The organism is Labilibaculum antarcticum (assembly GCF_002356295.1).
GTDB lineage: Bacteria > Bacteroidota > Bacteroidia > Bacteroidales > Marinifilaceae > Labilibaculum > Labilibaculum antarcticum.
This window is the reverse complement of record NZ_AP018042.1, coordinates 2,124,388-2,142,307: the sequence shown is the minus strand read 5'-3', so window position 1 is coordinate 2,142,307 and position 17,920 is coordinate 2,124,388. Positions and strand designations below refer to the sequence as shown.

Sequence of the window (17,920 nt, the reverse complement as noted above, 5' to 3'; positions counted from 1 at the left end):
TCCAATTTGCAGTGATATATATTCATGATAAGCTTAGATGCTCTCAAGCTTGACAATTGAATCTTTGTATTCCTTCATTTTCTGCAACATCAAATCCCGGAAGGGTTCCAAATCTTCTTTTCGCTTGTGCAGATAGGAAAATCGGAAAGGAGCATATTTTTCCATTTTCAGGATAAAATCGCTGCTGAAGTCTTCCTGGTTTTCGAATATTGAGACCAGGAACAGCAAGCCAAAACTCTTTTGAATCAATCCCTGAAAAGAGATCTCGTTTGGATACAAATCTTTTAAGTTTTGATGAAATGCTTTGCCCATAAAATAAGTTTTGCAAAGTAATTTGTCCAAATTTCGGTAAGGTAATTTTCTCGAAAAACAGGTCCTGATTCCATCCAGATAATCTTGTCGGGCATCTTGCAAGTCGTCTAGAATCTGAAGGTAGGCGCCATATTCATACAAAAAATGAAATTGGGTTTCGTCTAAATTCCCCATCACCAAATAGCCATCAGCGATTACAGATGTTGCTCCTTTTTCGATGCAAATCTCGAAGGTTTCAGCTTCCGAAAGCAGAGCTTTGCTGCTAAGTAAAGCAATACTTTTTGTTTGCGCATCGTGAATTGCAAGCAGACTATGGTACACTTCCGGGTAAATTTCCCGATCGAACTCCGATTCTATCATTGCCACCAAATCGTAAATTCGGGATTCCGATCTGGATTTTGATTCTATGGGTTTCCCCGCCAATCGCAAAGCAAATCTGGTGCAGAAATTGATCTTTTCTTCCTTCCCGATGGATGCATTATCAATTAAATTATCCGTGTAAGGATACAAAAGGCTGTATGCTAAAAGCGATGGTGTAATTGCAATTTCTTTCCCGAAAAATGATTGCAAACCAAGCATGATCCATACATTTCGCAAAGCCTGAAAAATTTCATCATTTGCCAATTCCGGGTCGAACTGCCATGCTTTTTTTATGAAATCTTTTGTGGCCGTAATCATTTCATCAGAAAAAATGAGTTCAGTTTGGTCGGAGGTGTAGGACAAAGCTTCTTCGAAAAACAATTTAGATTGCCTTAGTATTTCTGCTTTGTTGGGCTGTTCAAGATTCGATTCAGTTTGAACGAACTGAATAAATCGATCGAATTTTGCTTCCCATATTCGTTTTTCAAGATAGGAAAACCGTTTTTTATCAAGGGGTAAATACTCAGGACAATTCGCCCAAGTTGTAATAAATTGTTTTTGAATTTTATGATAAAGTACTGAGTGATTGATCATGATAGAATTCAAATGATTGTTTATTATACCTACAAGTTCAAAAAAATACCTGAGATTGTAAATTAAAATCGTTTAATCGAACTTTTCGCTCGTTGTAACATACTTTTGCATTGATGTTGTAGAATACTTGCTAATGCATTGATAATGATACGCGATTTTTTTACTTTGCTTGTCTAAAATAATATTGACACTAAAAATAATTACATGAAATTTTCTATACTGGAACCAATTGGGATAACAGCTTGTAAATATGAACAGTTAAAACAGGAATTTGAAGCCTTGGGGCATGAGTTGATCTTTTTCACGGATAGAAATGAGGATGAACAGGAATTGATTAAGCGCGCCGAAGGAGCTGATGTTGTTGTTGTCAGCAACATTCCAATTACAAAGAATTTTTTAGATGCTTGTCCTAAACTTTCAATGATTTCTGTGGCATTTACCGGAGTCGATCATATCGATATGGAAACATGCCGGGAGAGAAAGATTTTGGTGAGTAATGCAGCAGGATTTTCAACAGAATCGGTGGCCGAATTGACCATTGGAATGATTTTATCGGTTTACCGAAAGATTGTTTCCGGAGATTCGATCACTCGCTTTGGAGGCGATAGAGCTGGTTTTTTAGGATCGGAACTGAATGGCAAGACAATCGGCATTGTAGGTGCTGGCGCAATAGGCCTTAGGGTGGCCGAGATTGCAAGAGTATTCAATTGTAGGGTAATTGCCTTCAATCGAAGTGAAAAGAGCGTAGAAGGCGTTGAATTTGTTTCTATGGATGTTTTATTGAAGGAAGCCGATGTTGTTTCGCTTCACGTTCCTTTAACAGCAGATACCAAAGGCCTTTTTGGTGGGGAAGAATTTAAAAAAATGAAGCCTTCGGCTATTTTAATAAATACGGCACGCGGACCGGTTGTGGATAACGCAGCTCTTTGTGAAGCATTGCAAAATGGTGAAATTGCAGGTGCTGCGGTTGATGTTTACGAAAAGGAGCCACCTTTAGAAAAAGAACACATCTTGTTTACTGCTCCAAATCTAATCATGTTACCTCATTTGGCTTTTGCCACCCAGGAATCGTTCAACAAACGAGTTGATATTGTGATGGAAAACATCCGTTTGTGGTTATCTGGAAAGCCCAGAAATATGATGAATTAGTATCAAGTATCCAGTAAAAAAGGAGAAAGTGAAAAGTATCAAGTGAAAAATAAAAAGGAGAAAGTGCCAAGTTGTTTGGATGCTTTCTCCTTTTGCCTTTTTATCGGTTTACCGAAGAATTTTTATCAATTCGGTTGTACTATTTAGTTTTCCTTTTTTGTCGAAGGATTCACTGCGAATGGTTCCAATGTCCTCAACGATCCAAGCAATATTGTGCAATTGTACATTTACAAAGCCTATTTTGCTTTGCACATCTTCAGCTATTTTGTAACATTTAAATGTACCTGCAGGCGTTGTGATGTTCTCGTGAGCTTCCACTTTTCGATTCACAATATTGGTGGTCATGTTCATATTCATCATTCCTGCTCCAATTTCCAGGCTAATAGAGCCATCGTTTAATTCTAGCCCAGGATACAATTTGGGAGGATAAATCAGATCTTCTGTAGTAATTTTAACCTCCATGTCTTTAAAGCCTTCCATCTGCTTCTGATTCAGGTATTTTTCCATATCGATGTAAAAAACATTGTCTTTACAGCGGAAACTAATTGTGTCTTGAAGAATTATTTTGTTCGAATTTTTAGGATCCATATGGATTTGCAACAATTCAAATGTTGTTTCTCCTCCGCTTTCCTTTACGGATATCATTTTTTGAGTGTAAATACCTGTCGTTTTTCCTTTGGCATTTTTCATCTCGTAATGGAGCTCGGCGCCAATATTACTGGGGATATAGAGGGTGCAATCTTGTGAGAAGGCCATGATACATGATGCACATATCAGTAATGCCAGGCTAAATAACTTTTTCATGAAATAATTATTTTGGCTATTGAAGTGGCTTAATAGCCATGTTTTAAAGTGAATAAGCAGAAATTGCCTGTTGGCAATTAAATAGAGAGCTGTGTTTCACATGAATATTGCTACTTGTTTCGTGACAATAGTTCAATTATCCTCAATTTTTAAAAGCAATGACTAAAGTATAGTCAATTTAATAATTATAGAAGGAATGAAAAAATTAAATTTTCTGGAGAAAGACAGAAGTACGGTTATTTTAAGCCCAATTTATGAATTAGAATCATTTAATTTCTCGATGCTGTGATGTTTTAATTTTCGATCTTTAACAATTAAGGGAGTAACAGGCGCTTTCGATTTTGCATTAAAAATCATATCATGCCCCAGGCATAATCCCATCATGATGTTCAGTTCGGTGTCTCTTTCTTCCAGATATTTTGCTTGTCCTGCCGGATTGCAAGTAATTCCTTTGTAATCGGGTATTAAATTGGAGAAAGGAAGCTTACCTAGTTTGCAATTTACATGTTCTATGGTGAACCCTTCAAATTCAAGTATGTTTTTGAGTTTACTGGCCTGTTTGTTAAGCGAAGTACAATATGCAATCCCAATTGTTTTGATATTGGATTTCTTAGCGTATTCTATAATTTCCTGAATCCGATCATTGTTGCGATTCAACGAATCTTCAGCATTTTTCATGATCGCAATATCTTCAGCAGTATATAAATCTTTAAAATCCATTTTTCTTATTTTATTGGGATTGCACATTTTAATTTTACCAGATAAACCTTAATCCTTTTTAGTCCATCGTTAAAATAAAGTGTATTTTAAATTGATAAAACGCATCATATTCCCAATTTTTTTCGGCTGTCTTCCTTTGAAATTCTCTTTGAATATGTAGCATGTCAGTATTTTATAGTTAGATGCGGAGCAACTTGAAAGGAATAAGAGTCTAATCTGAATAGTTGCACCGGCAAAATTTGTATTAATAAATATTAGTTGCCAGCAATACCAAAGTGCAGGATTCATCTGCAATTATTCCCTTTGATTCCAATTGCTTTGCAAAAACTAAGTTTTCCGTTCCGGGATTAAAGATTACCCTGCGTGGTTTCAATGAGAGGATATACTCGTAATAGCTTGTTTGATTTTTTGCTGATACATACATTGTAACTGTATCAACATCGGTGAAAGGAGTTTGATCTTTCACTATTTCATGATTGAATAGCGTTCCGGTTTTGTTCCCAATCATATAAATTTGATGACTGTTAGCTAATAATTTTTCAGCAGCTTTGTAAGAGTAACGTTCGGCATTGATACTAGCTCCAATGATTAATGTTTTATTTTTCATTTTGTTATTTTATTTGTTTAAGCTCAAAATTGCATTTATTTAATTGAGCTTTTTAAGACTCCGGTATTTATTGAGAAAAGTCTAAATTCAGGAGGATTAATCTCTAATTCGTCGATGATCCATTTCATGTTTTTTAACAAAATTTTAAAAATTTCTTCCGTATTGGGATCGTGAATGGCAACAGGGATAAAATGCTTATTAATCATTTTAATATTTTGTCCAAATTGAAGAGATACCAATACCTGAACTTTATGATCTGTTAAGAGTTTAACGATTGAATTGCCTTTCTCTATAGATTCATTAAGCTGTTTTTCATCCAAGTCTTTAGATGTATTTGTTTGATGAGATAACAGATTAAAGGATTCGTTGCAGTATTCATAGATTAAATATTTATCTACATCCCCAAAATGTTTAGCTTCAAATTTATTTGAGTCGCTGACAGCAAATGCGAATATTATTTTAGGATGATTCATAATTATGAAGGAATTGTTATTTTTGTTTATTCTAGATAAAAATACTGTTGCAAAAATATTCAGAGCCTGATACGAAGACAAGAAAAGTGGAATGTAGTTTTCTGTAGTTTTAACTGAAATTTGATAAGCTTTTTATGACGAGATGATAATTTGCGTTTTATTAAGAATGTTTTTTTACAAAACGATAAGTACATTAGTAGATGTTATACACTAAAAATTAATGATTTTGACTTTAATGGATAACAATAAAGGAGATACCGAAATAAACATGAACTGTTTTCAAAATCTTGGAATTGCCGATTTGGAAATTATTAATGAAAAGAAGAAACAGGTAACTTTTTTTAAAGATGAAACTGTATTTAAGCAAGGAGCATTTGCTCCGCACGTTTTGTTTGTAAATCAGGGATTAGTTAGAGTATATATCCAAACCAATAAAAACAAGCAGATCAATATTCGTTTAGCTAAAAAGGGGGATTTAATAGCTTTTTCTTCAATTTTCGGGAAAGATACTTATCTCTATTCTGCTATTGCCTTAAAAGACTCAGAAATATGTATGATTGACAAGGAGGCTTTAAAAGAGTTGTTGTGGAGGAATCCTGATTTTGCAATGCAAATATATTCTAAGAATTGTCACAACGAAAATAGATATATCGATATTATTCGAAATATCTCATACAAACAAATGAGAGGAAAATTAGCTTCTGCTCTATTGTATTTGTCTTCAGAGAAATTTACCGATGAAAATGTTTATGAGTGTCTAGCTCGTCAAAATATTGCTGATTTTGCTTCAATTAGTGTTGAAAGTGCGGTTAAATTTATCAAAGAGTTTGAGAAAGAAGGTATTATTTCATTGGATGGCAAAAAGATCTTGATTCAGGATAAGAAATCATTGGATGAAATTAATTTGAGAGGTTAATTTTACGAATGAGCATAAATGAATGCATTGATTTGAAATAAGACTTACTTGTCTTTTTTTATTGTGCTTATATCGAATGATTACCTATTTTTCTTTACTTTTATAAGTGTAAACTAGTACAGGAACTAATATGGAATTGACTATTAAAGAATATCCTTTTGGAGAAAGACCTGAGGTAACCCGACCAAACAGAGATTTTTTAAAGCATTTGGGAGAGAGTGGAATACGGAAATTGGTTGATGATCATTATGAATTGTTGAGAGAAAGTAAGTTTAATCCTTTATTTCCTCAGGACAAGGCTGAGTTCGAGGCGGCAAAACTTCGTTCATCAGATTTCTTTATTCAAGCTTTAGGTGGGCCTGAGTATTATAATCAGAACAGAGGAGCACCCATGTTGGTTAAACGACATGCAAATTTTAAAATTACACGAGAAGCACGTCAGGTTTGGATGCAATGTTACCAAAAACTCTTACCTGAGTTAAAAATACCCGAAGACTTGATTGTTTCTTATTGGAATTATCTGGATGTATTTTCAAGCTGGATGGTGAATTCGGAGGACTAAGGATTAACAACCAAGAAAAAAGTTTTAATCTGCATCTTAATGGTTCGTTTAGGCATATAAAAAAAGCTGTTGAAATTGAATTCAACAGCTTTTTTTGGATATATATTTTGATCTTATATTATCAGCATTGCATCACCATAGGTGCCAAAACGATATTTTTCTTTGATTGCTTCCTGATAAGCCGCCATTACTCTGTCGTATCCACCAAATGCACAAGCCATCATCAGTAAAGTAGAAAGTGGTAAATGGAAATTGGTAACCATACTAGTAGGAACACTGAATTCGAATGGAGGGAAAATAAATTTATTAGTCCATCCTTCAAATGGTTTTAATGTTCCCAAGGTAGAAACAGAGGTTTCTAAAGTACGAACAACAGTTGTGCCAACAGCACAAATCTGCTTCTTCTTTTTCTTACCACTATTTACTTGCTCAACTGCCAATTCGTTAATTTCGATTTGTTCAGAATCCATTTTGTGCTTGGTCAAATCTTCAACATCTACACTTCTGAAATTACCCAAACCAACATGCAAAGTAACCTCAGCAAAATCAATTCCTTTAATTTCTAAACGCTTCATTAGCTCACGGCTAAAGTGCATACCTGCAGTAGGTGCAGCAACAGCTCCTTCGTGTTTTGCGAAAATTGTTTGGTAACGCTCAGCATCTTCAGGCTCTACAGGACGTTCTATGAATTTAGGAAGAGGAGTTTCTCCTAATCCGTAAAGTGTCTTTTTAAAATCTTCGTAAGAACCATCGAATAAGAAACGAAGAGTTCTTCCTCTTGAAGTCGTGTTGTCGATTACTTCAGCAACCAATAAATCATCATCGCCAAAATACAATTTGTTACCGATTCTAATTTTACGGGCAGGATCAACTAACACATCCCACAATCTTTGCTCACGATTTAATTCTCTAAGCAAGAATACTTCGATTTCAGCACCGGTTTTTTCTTTGTTCCCATACAAACGAGCAGGGAAAACCTTGGTGTTGTTGAAAACCATAACGTCTTCATTATCAAAATAATCAATTAGATCTTTGAAAATTTTGTGTTCGATTTTACCTGTATCTTTGTGAAGCACCAATAAGCGAGATTCATCTCTATTGTAGGCTGGATGTAAAGCAATAAGTTCGCTTGGTAATTTGTACTTAAACTTTGATAACTTCATAATGCTGAATGACTTTATATGTTGGATTTTTGTTGATAGGCTAAGGCAAAGCTTTCGTTTGTACGAAAAGTTCGCAAGATAGTTATAAATTTTCTAAGAATTTTATAAAATCTTCAATTTCAAGGGCATCGTTGATATGAAAATCGCCGATTCTAGTTCTTCGCAGGGCCGTTAAATGAGCACCACTATTGAGTTTTCTACCAATATCTCGGGCAAGTGCTCGTATGTATGTTCCCTTGCTGCAAACAATTCTTAGCTTTAAGATGTTCTTTTCAAATTCCAGAACTTCTATTTCGTCTATAACAAGAGTTTTCATTTTAATTTCAACTTCCTGTCCTTTTCGAGCATATTCGTAAGCTCTTTTGCCCTTTATCTTTACTGCCGAATAGTTGGGCGGTCGTTGTTGTATTTCACCGATAAAACCTTTTAATGTTTCATCAATTAATTCTTTAGTGATGTGTTCGGTAGGGTGTGTTTCATCAATTTCAGTCTCCAAATCAAAAGAAGGAGTGGTTGCTCCTAGCTGTATTGCAGCAATGTATTCCTTAACCTGCGATTGGTAGCTGTCTATTTTTTTTGTGTATTTCCCAACGCAAACAATTAGTAAGCCTGTGGCTAAAGGATCAAGTGTTCCGGCATGTCCTACCTTTACTTTCTCGTAATGAAATTGATGCTTGATTTTATGCTTTATCTTGTTTACTAAATCAAACGAAGTCCATTCGTATGGTTTATTCAACAGAAGTAAAGCTCCTTCCTTAAAATCATTATCGGTTTCGAATTGAATCATTTAGAACAGATTAAACGGGAAAACCCTTTTTTATAATTAGGCTGCAAAAATAGCAATAAGTCCGATAATCAAGCAATAAATTGCAAAATAGATGAGTTTGCCCTTCTTCACCAACTTAATCATCCAGCTGCAAGCCAGTAATCCAGATAGGAAGGCGCCAATAAAACCAACTAGTAATGGCATTAACTCAACGGATCCTTGTGAGGTGTATGTTCCTTCAAAAGAACTTAAAATATTTTCACCAATTATCGGAACTAAAACCATTAGAAACGAGAATTTAGCAACTTCCGATTTTTTGTTTTTTAACAATAGTCCGGTTGCAATGGTTGCTCCCGATCTTGAAATTCCAGGAAGAATAGCAACTGTTTGAGCCATTCCTATGATAAAGGCATCCTTAAATGAGATTTCTTTCTCTTTTTGTTTTGCGTAGTAAGTAAATGCAAGAAATGTTGCTGTTATCAAGAGCATAAAACCTACTAGGAGCAATATTTTATCGGTATTGAAAAGTTCTTCTACTTGATCTTTAAAAAACACACCAACAATTGCGATGGGAATCATGGAAAGAGCAATTTTAGCGATGTATTGAGTCGATTCGTTCCATTGAAAGCTGAAAAGACCTTTTAAAAGTTCCAAAATATCTTTTCGAAATACAATTATGGTACTTAAAACAGTAGCACCATGCACAACTACTGTAAATGTTAAATTATTTTCGGCATTAATCCCTAATAAGGCTTTACCAATTTCTAAATGACCACTGCTACTTACTGGCAAAAATTCGGTTAATCCTTGCAGTAAGCCTAAAAGTAGGGCTTCAATCCAGTTCATATTGTAAATAGAAAAATCTCCGGTTAGTAAACCGGAAAGTAAATAAAAAGGAGATAATTATTATTCTTTAGGTTTCTTCATAATGGCATATATTTCAAAAGCGAATCCAAACAACACCACCATTGGAGCTAAAGTAATTCTTCTAAAACTAAATATGCTTTCGTCAAACACATTTGGATCATCCGATCCGCCACCCATCATTAGTAGGAATCCCACTATAATGATAACAAATCCGATAAGGATAAGTTTGTAGTTTTCTTTTGAAAGAGCAAAATCCAGTTTTTTATCTTGTTTGTTCATGTTCTCAAATTTTGTCGGTTTTGACAATTAGATGCCAAATTTACAATAAAATAGTATTTATGAGTGTACTAAGATGTTAAAAGTGCCTAAAGTACTTGAAGTTTATTATGCGTTTATGTTTTAAAGATAAAAGCTTATAACATGTAAGGGATTATTCCTTGAATGTATTTTATATATTTTTTCTCTAATACAAAGAACGGGATTCAAGTCGTAAATATTTGTTCACAGCAAATAAAGTCGATATCCAGGTAATGAAAAGCCCAATTAATAGGATCAGCAAAAACAAGACACCTATCATTTCAACATTGCTGAAATTAATTACCTGGCTCAATTCTCTTTGGGATAGATAAATAACTCCTGACAACATGACGTTTGCAATTAGCGCACCTATAATTCCTTGCATTAATGTTTTAGCCATAAATGGTCGGCGAATAAATCCTCTGGTAGCACCAACCAATTGCATGGTATTAATAATAAATCGCTGGGAGTAAATGGACAATCGAATGGTGTTATTAATCAAGGTAAACGAAATTGTGAATAGTAAAATACTAAAAGCCAGAATTATTAAACTGATTCTTTTAACATTCTTATTCACCAAATGCACCAATGATTTTTGGTAATCGACTTCCTGAACCTGAGATTGTTTTAACAAATTCTTTTCAATTACTGCAATACTATCGGGATTGGCGTATTGGGCATATAGTTTAACATCTATCGAGGCACGAAGTGGATTGTATCCCAAAAAGGAAATAAAATCTTCGCCGAGTTCTTTTTCAAATTCTTTGGCGGCAGTTTCTTTATCCACATATTCCGTTGCTTTCACATAATCACTAGCATCCAGTATTTTTTGTAGTCGACGAATTTCCACTTCTTTAATATTGTCTTTTAAGATCACCGAAACGCCAATGTTTTCTTTCACATAGTTGGAAATTTGCTTCGCATTTAAAATTAGCAAACCCATTAAGCCTAGCATGAAAAGAACCAATGAAATACTAATTACAGAAGTTATATAAGAGGAACGAAGTCTACGTTTTGTACCTTTTTCTTTGTATGCCATTTGAAACGAAATTAAAGAATTGAGCCTGATAAAATAATCAGGGGGTAACCAATTTTTGTTTGGTTTTATGCGAAAATACAATTTTTCATTCAAAGTATATCAACTACTTGTTCAAATTTGAAAGAGCTTCTACTTTTGAATTGTTTTCACAAGAGATCAATTTTGTTAAATTTGTGTACAAATCAAAACCTAACACATAATAACAGCGTGGGAATCATTCGTCAGCAAACCATTAAAGGAACTGTAGTTTCTTATATCGGAGCCATTTTAGGATTTATAAATACGGGGATTTTGTTTCCTCATATTTTGGGTGAAGACCAAATCGGATTGTTGAATTGGTTGGTGGCGATTGCAACCATTGCATCTCAGTTTTCTTCTTTCGGATTTAATAATGTTACAGCCAGATTATTCCCCTATTTCCGAAACGAAAATCGAAATCATAACGGGTATTTGTTCATTCTGTTTTGGGTAGGGATGATCGGTTTTGTTCTTTCTTTGATTGCTTATTTTCTATTGCAGCCTGTTGCTGTCAGTTTATATTCTAACGAATCTCCGCTTTATTTAAATTATCTGATTTATCTGATTCCTCTTGTGTTTTTCACAGTCTTTTTTAATTTATTCGAAGGATACAATAGGGTGATGTACGATGCCGTTTCGGGAACCATTTATCGGGATATCGTATTTAAGCTGATCAGTTTATGTGTTATTCTCCTTTTCTGGAAAGAGGTATTGGACTTTTCGCAGTTCGTATTCCTATATGTTGTAGCTTTTTGTTTACCAACGGTTTTACTATTTCTGCTTCTTTTAAAGCGAGGCCAAATTTCTTTCGCAGCTAATTTGAAGTTCGTTACTCCCAAGCTTCGAAAATCAATGGTTAATGTTTCCTTGTTTGGAATTTTGAATGGTTTAAACGATAAGTTAACGGCTAATATCGATAGAATAATGATCGTAAGTTTTATTGGTTTAGGAGCAAACGGTATTTATGCGACAATGGCGAATTTTGGTATGCTAATCTCAATGCCGTCACGTACATTAAAAAAGATTGCAAGCACTGTAATTGCTGAATCTTGGAAGCGGAATGATCTCGCAACCATTGGAAAAGTTTATTCGCAAAGTGGCTTGCATCAATTTATGTTGGGTGCTTTGATGTTTATTGGTGTATGGGTGAATGCCGATAATGTATTTGAGATAGTTCCTGATAAATACATTGCAGGAAAATTTGTAATGTTTTTTATTGGTATTTCACACGTTATTCAGATGTTATCGGGGATTAGTGGAGTCGTGATTCAATCTTCGCCCAAATACCGAATGCAAACATTCTTTATGGTTATTTATGGCGTTTTGGTAATTCTCACCAATTTTATTATGATCCCGATCTGGGGAATTGTTGGTGCGGCAATAGCATCGCTAACCGCTAGTTTTATCTTTAACTTGATGAAATACATCTTTCTTTGGAAAGCCTATGGATTTCAGCCAATCAACAGGAAATATGTGTATGTTTTAGGGATAGCTCTAGTTTCTTTCTATTTGGGATATTTATTGCCAAAAATGGATTGGTTTGTATTTGATATAATTGTACGAAGCACTCTGGTTGGAGGTATTTATTTGTTGCTCACCTTTTTCTTGAAAATATCGGATGATTTTAATGAATTTGTTCGTGAAAAATTAGGCTTGCATTAAGCGTTTTCTTTTAATATCAGCTGGTAAAAATTAAGCTACTCTTTTATGATCTCAATAATCTCTGTGGTAGAGATGGAAGGAGTTCTTTTCAGATAAACGACCTCGCAAATTGATTTAAATTCGTCAAAACGGCCTTCCCAGTCGTTTCCCATGACTAAAACGTCGGCGTTGTGCTGTTTGATGTAATCCCCTTTTAGTTCGAGAGATTCTTCGTAGAAAACTTCATCAACGACCTTTAGAGATTGAATAATTCGCATGCGGTCTTTTTCTGAATAGATCGGATTTTTCTGCTTTTTAGAATAGTTTAAAGCATCGGTTGAAATACCTACAATTAGATAATCACCTTCAGCTTTGGCACGTTCCAATATATTTAAATGTCCGATGTGAAATAGGTCGAATGTTCCAAAGGTGATAATTCTCTTCATAGTTTTTCGTTATTGATGCCTGCGAAGATAATGTTCCTGAATGAAATTAAAAATTCTTTGGGAGCTGTTATCATCAGTATTCAGATATGATTTCCTGATAATTTGGGTTCTAGCCTCCACAAAATCATCATTTTTAGTAAATGTATAGAGTAAATCTCTCTCTAATTTCTCCTGATCTTTAGAAACAGGTCCAATAATAAAATCGTTAAAGAAAGTGTGCAATTCACGATCTTTGGTTTCATATTTTTCACGATCATATAGTAAGAAAAAAACAGGTCTGTTCAGTAAAATATAGTCCATGTAAATGGAAGAGTAATCACTTACCATGCCATCAATTTCGGGAAGAAGAGGATATACATCTTTCACGTTATCGTACCAAATAATCCGTTCGAATTCGTTGCTGATAGATTTGTATTGTGGCAACGGATGTAGCTTGAAAACAAATACAAAATCATTAGTGAGTGCAAATTCATTCAATTGTTGCAGGTGCAGAATGCCATCAGAAATTCCATCTCCGCCAGTATCTCTGAAAGTTGGGGCATACAAAATTGATTTGATTCCTTTTTTACGCAATTCAATTACTTTTTGAATAGTTTTTTCATCTGAGTTGATTAAAGCATTTTTATACTTCGTTGGATTTACAATAATGTCGTTACGCGGATATCCTGTACCAATAAAGTGGTCTGAAATAAAAGCAGGCTTAAAAAATTGCTCGGTAAAGAATTCTCCTGTAGATATAAGAGCATTATAAACAGGTAGTTTGCCTACGAAATTCAATATGAATCTGCGATAAATTGAGCTGGTTTCCTGAATAAAGAATTTATTGTTGCGCTGAATCTTTTTAAAACCAATACCATGCCATATTTGAACAATTTTCGCCCGCCAGAACAATTGAAATCGGCAATTATCCATCCACGAAAAATTATCAACTACAAAAACCTTAGTCCTAAGAATTATCCAGTATGCTTTTACCGAAGGGTAATACAATATGTTGGAGTATTCAGATTTAAGAGTTTCGTAAGTCTCTTTGTTGGCAGTTAATAGATAGAATTCCTGATTTTCTTCCTTTTCCGATAAGTAAAGAAAAAAGAATTTCACATTATCGATAAAAAAACCATCTTTTGCTCCCATAAGTACCATCAGGTTCTTCTTTTTGGGAATAAGGTAAGTGATGGGAACTATAAAGATCCAACCTAAAAGGGTCGTAAGGAATATAACGGGTTTAGAATGTTTGTTTAAATTCATTTTTCAGCCTTAAACTCATGATTTATATGCGCAAATCTCATTCCGAATTCTTTCGGATAATATATTAATTCAATTTTCTAATTTCCTGAAAAACCCTCTCGCAGCTGTTTGCATCCTGATGAGTGTGATACATGTCGCGAATTTTCTTGCGGTACTTGGCATGAGTTTCAGGTTGTTCAAAATATCGTTTTAAATGCGTTATAAATTCCGTTTGCGTGTTTGATTTTGCTCCCGGAGTATTCTCCTCGAAATTGATAAAAAAGCCTTTGTATTGGCTGTATTCCTCTAAATCATAAGGTAGATATAAAATTGGACGGTCTAAAAGTAAATAATCAATCCATAGCGAGGAATAATCGGTTACCAAAATATCAACGAAAGGCAATAACTCATACACATCGGGGAATCGATCCTGATCGGCTTTTATTACTCTGTCAATTGAAAAGAAATCATGAGTTTTTTCAACAGTCTTTCGTTTAATATCCTCTTTATGACCACGAACCAAGATGTAGGCATCTTCTTTTTCCAGAAAATTAGAAAGTCGTTTTGCATCAAAATCATCAAAAGGGAAAAAGTGTGTTTTATGACCTTCTTCGCGCCATGTTGGAGCGTATAAAATTATTTTTCGGTCGAGAATCGGGTTCGCAACTAAAAGCTTGGAATTTAGGTTTGTGTCTTGAAGCAAATAATCATTTCGAGGCAAACCACTCACCCAAACATTGTTCATGTCAATATTAAATCCGGCAGCATGTATTATTTGTTCGAGAGGAGAACTGCCCGCCATATATGAATATTTCTGTAATTGGCGTTCTTTTCCATATTTTCGCCACACAGGAGTTTGTAAACCCATCTTTTTCATTGGCGTACCATGTCCTAAATAGATGATGTTTTTGCATTTTTCGTGCAGGTAGTATGGTTTAAAAGCCGCAGCACTAATTCCATAGGAAAGAATGACATGCTTCGTTCTTAGAAAGAGAAAAAAGCCTTTTAAGGACCAGGAAAAAACTACTTCTCCAGGAAACTTAGCATTTAATTCACGATACAAAGATTTGTAAGGTGTGAACAGAATGCTGTTGAAATCATTTTTTTCGCGCATGTGCTCAAACAAGTACTTCGAATTGTCGAAATACACCTTCTCGGTCAGAAAGAAAAGAGCGATCCGCTTGTCTTTGGATACCAATTTTTCCAGTAAATAGTAAAAATGGCGCATAAAAAACAGGACAATATGCAGAAAAACAATTTTTTGCATGAAGTTGACAAACTGCTGTGTTCGTGTGTACTGGCTGCTCATTTTAAATCTTTTCTTTTCGGATGTTTTTGAGACTAAAAATAACTCCACCAATCAAAAGCAGGAAGAATATAATCATGCTGGCTAAGGATATTTTTTCTCCTATGAAATAGCCCTTTGGCTCGAATTTAAATTCAATTTGGTGATTTCCTTCCGGTAATCGCATTCCTCTCAATACATAGTTAGCTCTGAAGTGTTTGGCTTCTTTTCCATCAATATAGGCATTCCAGCCAGGTTGATAATACATTTCAGAGAACACCGCTAATTGTTCCGATTTTGCATTGTAATTGTAAGTAATTGCATTTGGCGAATATTCCTGCATTTGAATGCCGGCAGTTGAATCTGAAACAATACTTAATCCTTGCAGTTGATCTTCAAAACGTTTATCAACAAGTACTTCTTTTGATGGATCGAAGGCATGTAATGCCATGATTTCCTCATTTGAATTGGCAACAATTTTGTATGAATCAACCAACCATGCAGCTCCTAGGGCATCGGGATTGTATACTGCCTGCGCACCTTTTTCTCCTTGGGTGATAAAGTAACGGGTGTTAAGCATATTCAATACTTTCGCATTGCCTTTTTCAATATGATAATCGTATAATTCCTGAATACGGCGCAGTTTGGCTCCATGGTAACCTCCAATTGATTTGTGGAAGTACGAAGTGCGCGCACTTTGGAAAGGAGATCCTGATTTTTCAAAAACCCGATAATCTGTTTGGTAAGTAACCGCCCAAAGTTGAGCGGCAACTTTTTCGTAATCACTTGCTTTTCGGTGCTTTTGTGTGTATTCACTTAATGCTTGTTTGGCAATATCCTGCAGTTCCGGCTTGTTTTTTAATTCAGCCTGAAGAATCTGGTAATCGGCCATTGTTGGCATAAATGCCAGATTTAAGTCTTTCTTCTCAACAAAATTATCATTGCTTGTGAATCGTTTGTTTATAGGATACAAATCAATTACAATAAGAATAATAAGAGCGGCAATAAATATTTCTGCTTTAATGTATTTTTTGAAGAAAACATACAACGCGATTAAAAGAAGACCGATGAAAATAATAGTTCGCAGGGCATCGGCTCTAAAAATAGCAATTCGTGCATCTGCCAAATCGTTTTGGATTTGGCTAATTAATCCCATGGCATTGGGATTGGCCTGACTGATTTGTTGGAAATAGCCTTGCTCGAATTTACTTAGGAAATCAAGGCCTAAGTTGGGAAGTAAATACAATAGTAAAGCAACACCTCCTGTTAGGACCGCAGGAATAACAATTACATTAAATTTAAGCGAGGAGATGGATACTTTACTTTTAAGAATTTCCGGTTTTTCCAAGATTTTTTTAACAGCCAGTATTGCCAATAAAGGAACACAAAGCTCTACAATAACCAGAATTGAGGAAACAGCCCTAAATTTGTTGTATAAAGGGACATAATCGTAGAAGATGCTTGTTAGGCTTTGGAAATTGTGCCCCCACGATAACATGATCGCCAGAATAACAGCAGTTAATAAGCCCCATTTTAATCGACCGGCTACAATGAGTAGTCCTAAAATAAATAGGAAAAGCATAATGGCTCCCAGGTAAACAGGTCCGGCTGTAAAAGGCTGATTTCCCCAGTAATGATGGTTGTCAACTTGTTCCAAAGCATAATAATCGGCAACACTTTCCATTTGGCCGCTGTTGATGTAATTCAACACTTGCATCCCTTCTTGCGGTGCCCCGGCACCGCCTTTAACATTCGGTATCAGCAAACTTAATGTTTCTTGAATGCCGTAACTCCATTGAGTGCCATAGTCTCTATCAAGGCCGGAAGTTTTATTATCCTTATCACCTAATGTAAGTTCTGATTTGCCTCGTATGGTAGATTTTGTGTAGTCGTATGAGTTGTACAGGTTGGTGAAATTAACCCCCATAGCAATAATAGAGGCGATGGACAGAACACCAATAGCCTTGAAAAAATGGCTTAGGTTTTTTTGTTTCAATTGATAATAGAATTCAAAAATCAGGATACAAATAACCATGATCACAAAGTAGTAGGTCATCTGAATGTGATTGGAATACAATTCCATGATCAGAAAGAATGCGGCCAGTAATCCACCCCAAAGATATCTGCCTCGGAATACCATCAATATCCCGGCAAGGGCAGGAGGGATAAACGCCAGTGCGTTTACTTTCCACAAATGACCTGCTCCAATAATAATGACCAAATAGGTTGAAAAGGCGTACGCAATTGCTCCGGCAATGGAAAGCCACGGATTGACCTTAAGACTTATAAGAAGAATGTAAAACCCAAGCATGTAGAGGATGAGGTACTTCACTGGATCCGGAGTATTCAGTTCCATCATTTGCTTAAAAACAGACATGTCTTTTGCTCGATAATCCACATTAATATGGAAGGAAGGCATTCCGCCAAACATGGAGTTGGTCCACAAGGCATTTTCCCCGGTTTGATTGCGGTAATCAATGATCTCCTTCTTTGCTCCCCAAGCATTTATTGAGTCCCCTTTTTTTAATACTTTCCCTTCCAATACGGGTTGGAAAAAAATAAAACTAATGAGTAGGAAAATGATGATGGCTGATAAATGGGGAATAAGGGACTTGATGATCGACTTACTGTTCATTTTATTGTGTTTTTCGAATGAGCGCTTCAATAATGATATTCT

At 35.2% G+C, this 17,920-nt stretch carries 18 protein-coding genes; 4 read left to right on the top strand and 14 right to left on the bottom strand.

Features of this window, described 5'->3' with window-relative positions; all coding sequences use genetic code 11:
* Window positions 1–33: 33 nt before the first annotated feature.
* Window positions 34–1,266, bottom strand: a complete 1,233-nt coding sequence (locus ALGA_RS08395; protein ID WP_096428900.1) for a hypothetical protein — start codon at window positions 1,264–1,266, stop codon at window positions 34–36.
* Between the two features lie 204 nt (window positions 1,267–1,470).
* On the opposite strand from ALGA_RS08395, the gene ALGA_RS08390 reads away from it, so the two are divergent.
* Complete coding sequence (locus tag ALGA_RS08390; protein ID WP_096428899.1) at window positions 1,471–2,415, top strand: NAD(P)-dependent oxidoreductase; 945 nt, start codon at window positions 1,471–1,473, stop codon at window positions 2,413–2,415.
* 108 nt (window positions 2,416–2,523) lie between these two features.
* Here ALGA_RS08390 and ALGA_RS08385 read toward each other — a convergent pair whose 3' ends face one another.
* From ALGA_RS08385 to ALGA_RS08370, 4 genes are all read right to left on the bottom strand, one after another.
* Entirely contained in the window at window positions 2,524–3,219 is a 696-nt protein-coding gene (locus ALGA_RS08385; RefSeq protein ID WP_145957594.1) for a TapB family protein, read from the bottom strand.
* 252 nt (window positions 3,220–3,471) lie between these two features.
* Window positions 3,472–3,939, bottom strand: coding sequence for a DUF1847 domain-containing protein (locus ALGA_RS08380; protein WP_162845410.1), 468 nt, complete (start codon window positions 3,937–3,939; stop codon window positions 3,472–3,474).
* Window positions 3,940–4,183: 244 nt separating this feature from the next.
* Window positions 4,184–4,546: a CoA-binding protein gene (locus tag ALGA_RS08375; protein WP_096428896.1), complete on the bottom strand. Its 363-nt coding sequence runs from the start codon at window positions 4,544–4,546 to the stop codon at window positions 4,184–4,186.
* A 35-nt stretch (window positions 4,547–4,581) separates the two neighbouring features.
* Window positions 4,582–5,019 (bottom strand): NifB/NifX family molybdenum-iron cluster-binding protein, encoded by a 438-nt coding sequence (locus tag ALGA_RS08370; RefSeq protein ID WP_096428895.1) that lies wholly within the window; start codon window positions 5,017–5,019, stop codon window positions 4,582–4,584.
* 235 nt (window positions 5,020–5,254) lie between these two features.
* Between ALGA_RS08370 and ALGA_RS08365 the strand changes: the two genes are divergently transcribed.
* Both ALGA_RS08365 and ALGA_RS08360 read left to right on the top strand, forming a co-directional pair.
* Window positions 5,255–5,935 (top strand): Crp/Fnr family transcriptional regulator, encoded by a 681-nt coding sequence (locus ALGA_RS08365; protein WP_096433518.1) that lies wholly within the window; start codon window positions 5,255–5,257, stop codon window positions 5,933–5,935.
* Between the two features lie 130 nt (window positions 5,936–6,065).
* On the top strand, window positions 6,066–6,497 hold the full coding sequence (locus tag ALGA_RS08360) for a globin domain-containing protein (protein WP_096428894.1): 432 nt from the start codon (window positions 6,066–6,068) through the stop codon (window positions 6,495–6,497).
* A 113-nt stretch (window positions 6,498–6,610) separates the two neighbouring features.
* On the opposite strand, the gene queA is transcribed toward ALGA_RS08360, so the two are convergent.
* The 5 genes from queA to ALGA_RS08335 form a co-directional block, all read right to left on the bottom strand.
* The gene (gene queA, locus ALGA_RS08355; protein WP_096428893.1) at window positions 6,611–7,660 is read right to left on the bottom strand and encodes a tRNA preQ1(34) S-adenosylmethionine ribosyltransferase-isomerase QueA; all 1,050 of its coding nucleotides are present in this window, start codon (window positions 7,658–7,660) and stop codon (window positions 6,611–6,613) included.
* 82 nt (window positions 7,661–7,742) lie between these two features.
* Window positions 7,743–8,447 carry a tRNA pseudouridine(55) synthase TruB gene (gene truB / locus ALGA_RS08350; RefSeq protein WP_096428892.1) on the bottom strand — a complete coding sequence of 235 codons (705 nt, stop codon included), beginning with the start codon at window positions 8,445–8,447 and terminating at the stop codon, window positions 7,743–7,745.
* 36 nt (window positions 8,448–8,483) lie between these two features.
* Complete coding sequence (locus ALGA_RS08345) at window positions 8,484–9,272, bottom strand: undecaprenyl-diphosphate phosphatase (protein WP_096428891.1); 789 nt, start codon at window positions 9,270–9,272, stop codon at window positions 8,484–8,486.
* Window positions 9,273–9,332: 60 nt separating this feature from the next.
* A complete protein-coding gene (locus ALGA_RS08340; RefSeq protein ID WP_096428890.1) occupies window positions 9,333–9,572 on the bottom strand; it encodes a DUF3098 domain-containing protein in 240 nt (79 codons plus the stop codon).
* A 184-nt stretch (window positions 9,573–9,756) separates the two neighbouring features.
* Window positions 9,757–10,629: a cell division protein FtsX gene (locus tag ALGA_RS08335; protein WP_096428889.1), complete on the bottom strand. Its 873-nt coding sequence runs from the start codon at window positions 10,627–10,629 to the stop codon at window positions 9,757–9,759.
* Between the two features lie 171 nt (window positions 10,630–10,800).
* On the opposite strand from ALGA_RS08335, the gene ALGA_RS08330 reads away from it, so the two are divergent.
* Window positions 10,801–12,309, top strand: a complete 1,509-nt coding sequence (locus ALGA_RS08330; RefSeq protein ID WP_145957593.1) for a lipopolysaccharide biosynthesis protein — start codon at window positions 10,801–10,803, stop codon at window positions 12,307–12,309.
* Between the two features lie 35 nt (window positions 12,310–12,344).
* On the opposite strand, the gene ALGA_RS08325 is transcribed toward ALGA_RS08330, so the two are convergent.
* From ALGA_RS08325 to ALGA_RS08310, 4 genes are all read right to left on the bottom strand, one after another.
* Window positions 12,345–12,734, bottom strand: a complete 390-nt coding sequence (locus ALGA_RS08325) for an adenylyltransferase/cytidyltransferase family protein (RefSeq protein WP_096428887.1) — start codon at window positions 12,732–12,734, stop codon at window positions 12,345–12,347.
* Window positions 12,735–12,743: 9 nt separating this feature from the next.
* Entirely contained in the window at window positions 12,744–13,979 is a 1,236-nt protein-coding gene (locus tag ALGA_RS08320; protein ID WP_096428886.1) for a CDP-glycerol glycerophosphotransferase family protein, read from the bottom strand.
* Window positions 13,980–14,043: 64 nt separating this feature from the next.
* Window positions 14,044–15,267, bottom strand: a complete 1,224-nt coding sequence (locus tag ALGA_RS08315; RefSeq protein WP_096428885.1) for a CDP-glycerol glycerophosphotransferase family protein — start codon at window positions 15,265–15,267, stop codon at window positions 14,044–14,046.
* Window position 15,268: 1 nt separating this feature from the next.
* Window positions 15,269–17,878: a YfhO family protein gene (locus ALGA_RS08310; RefSeq protein WP_096428884.1), complete on the bottom strand. Its 2,610-nt coding sequence runs from the start codon at window positions 17,876–17,878 to the stop codon at window positions 15,269–15,271.
* Window positions 17,879–17,920: the final 42 nt, after the last annotated feature.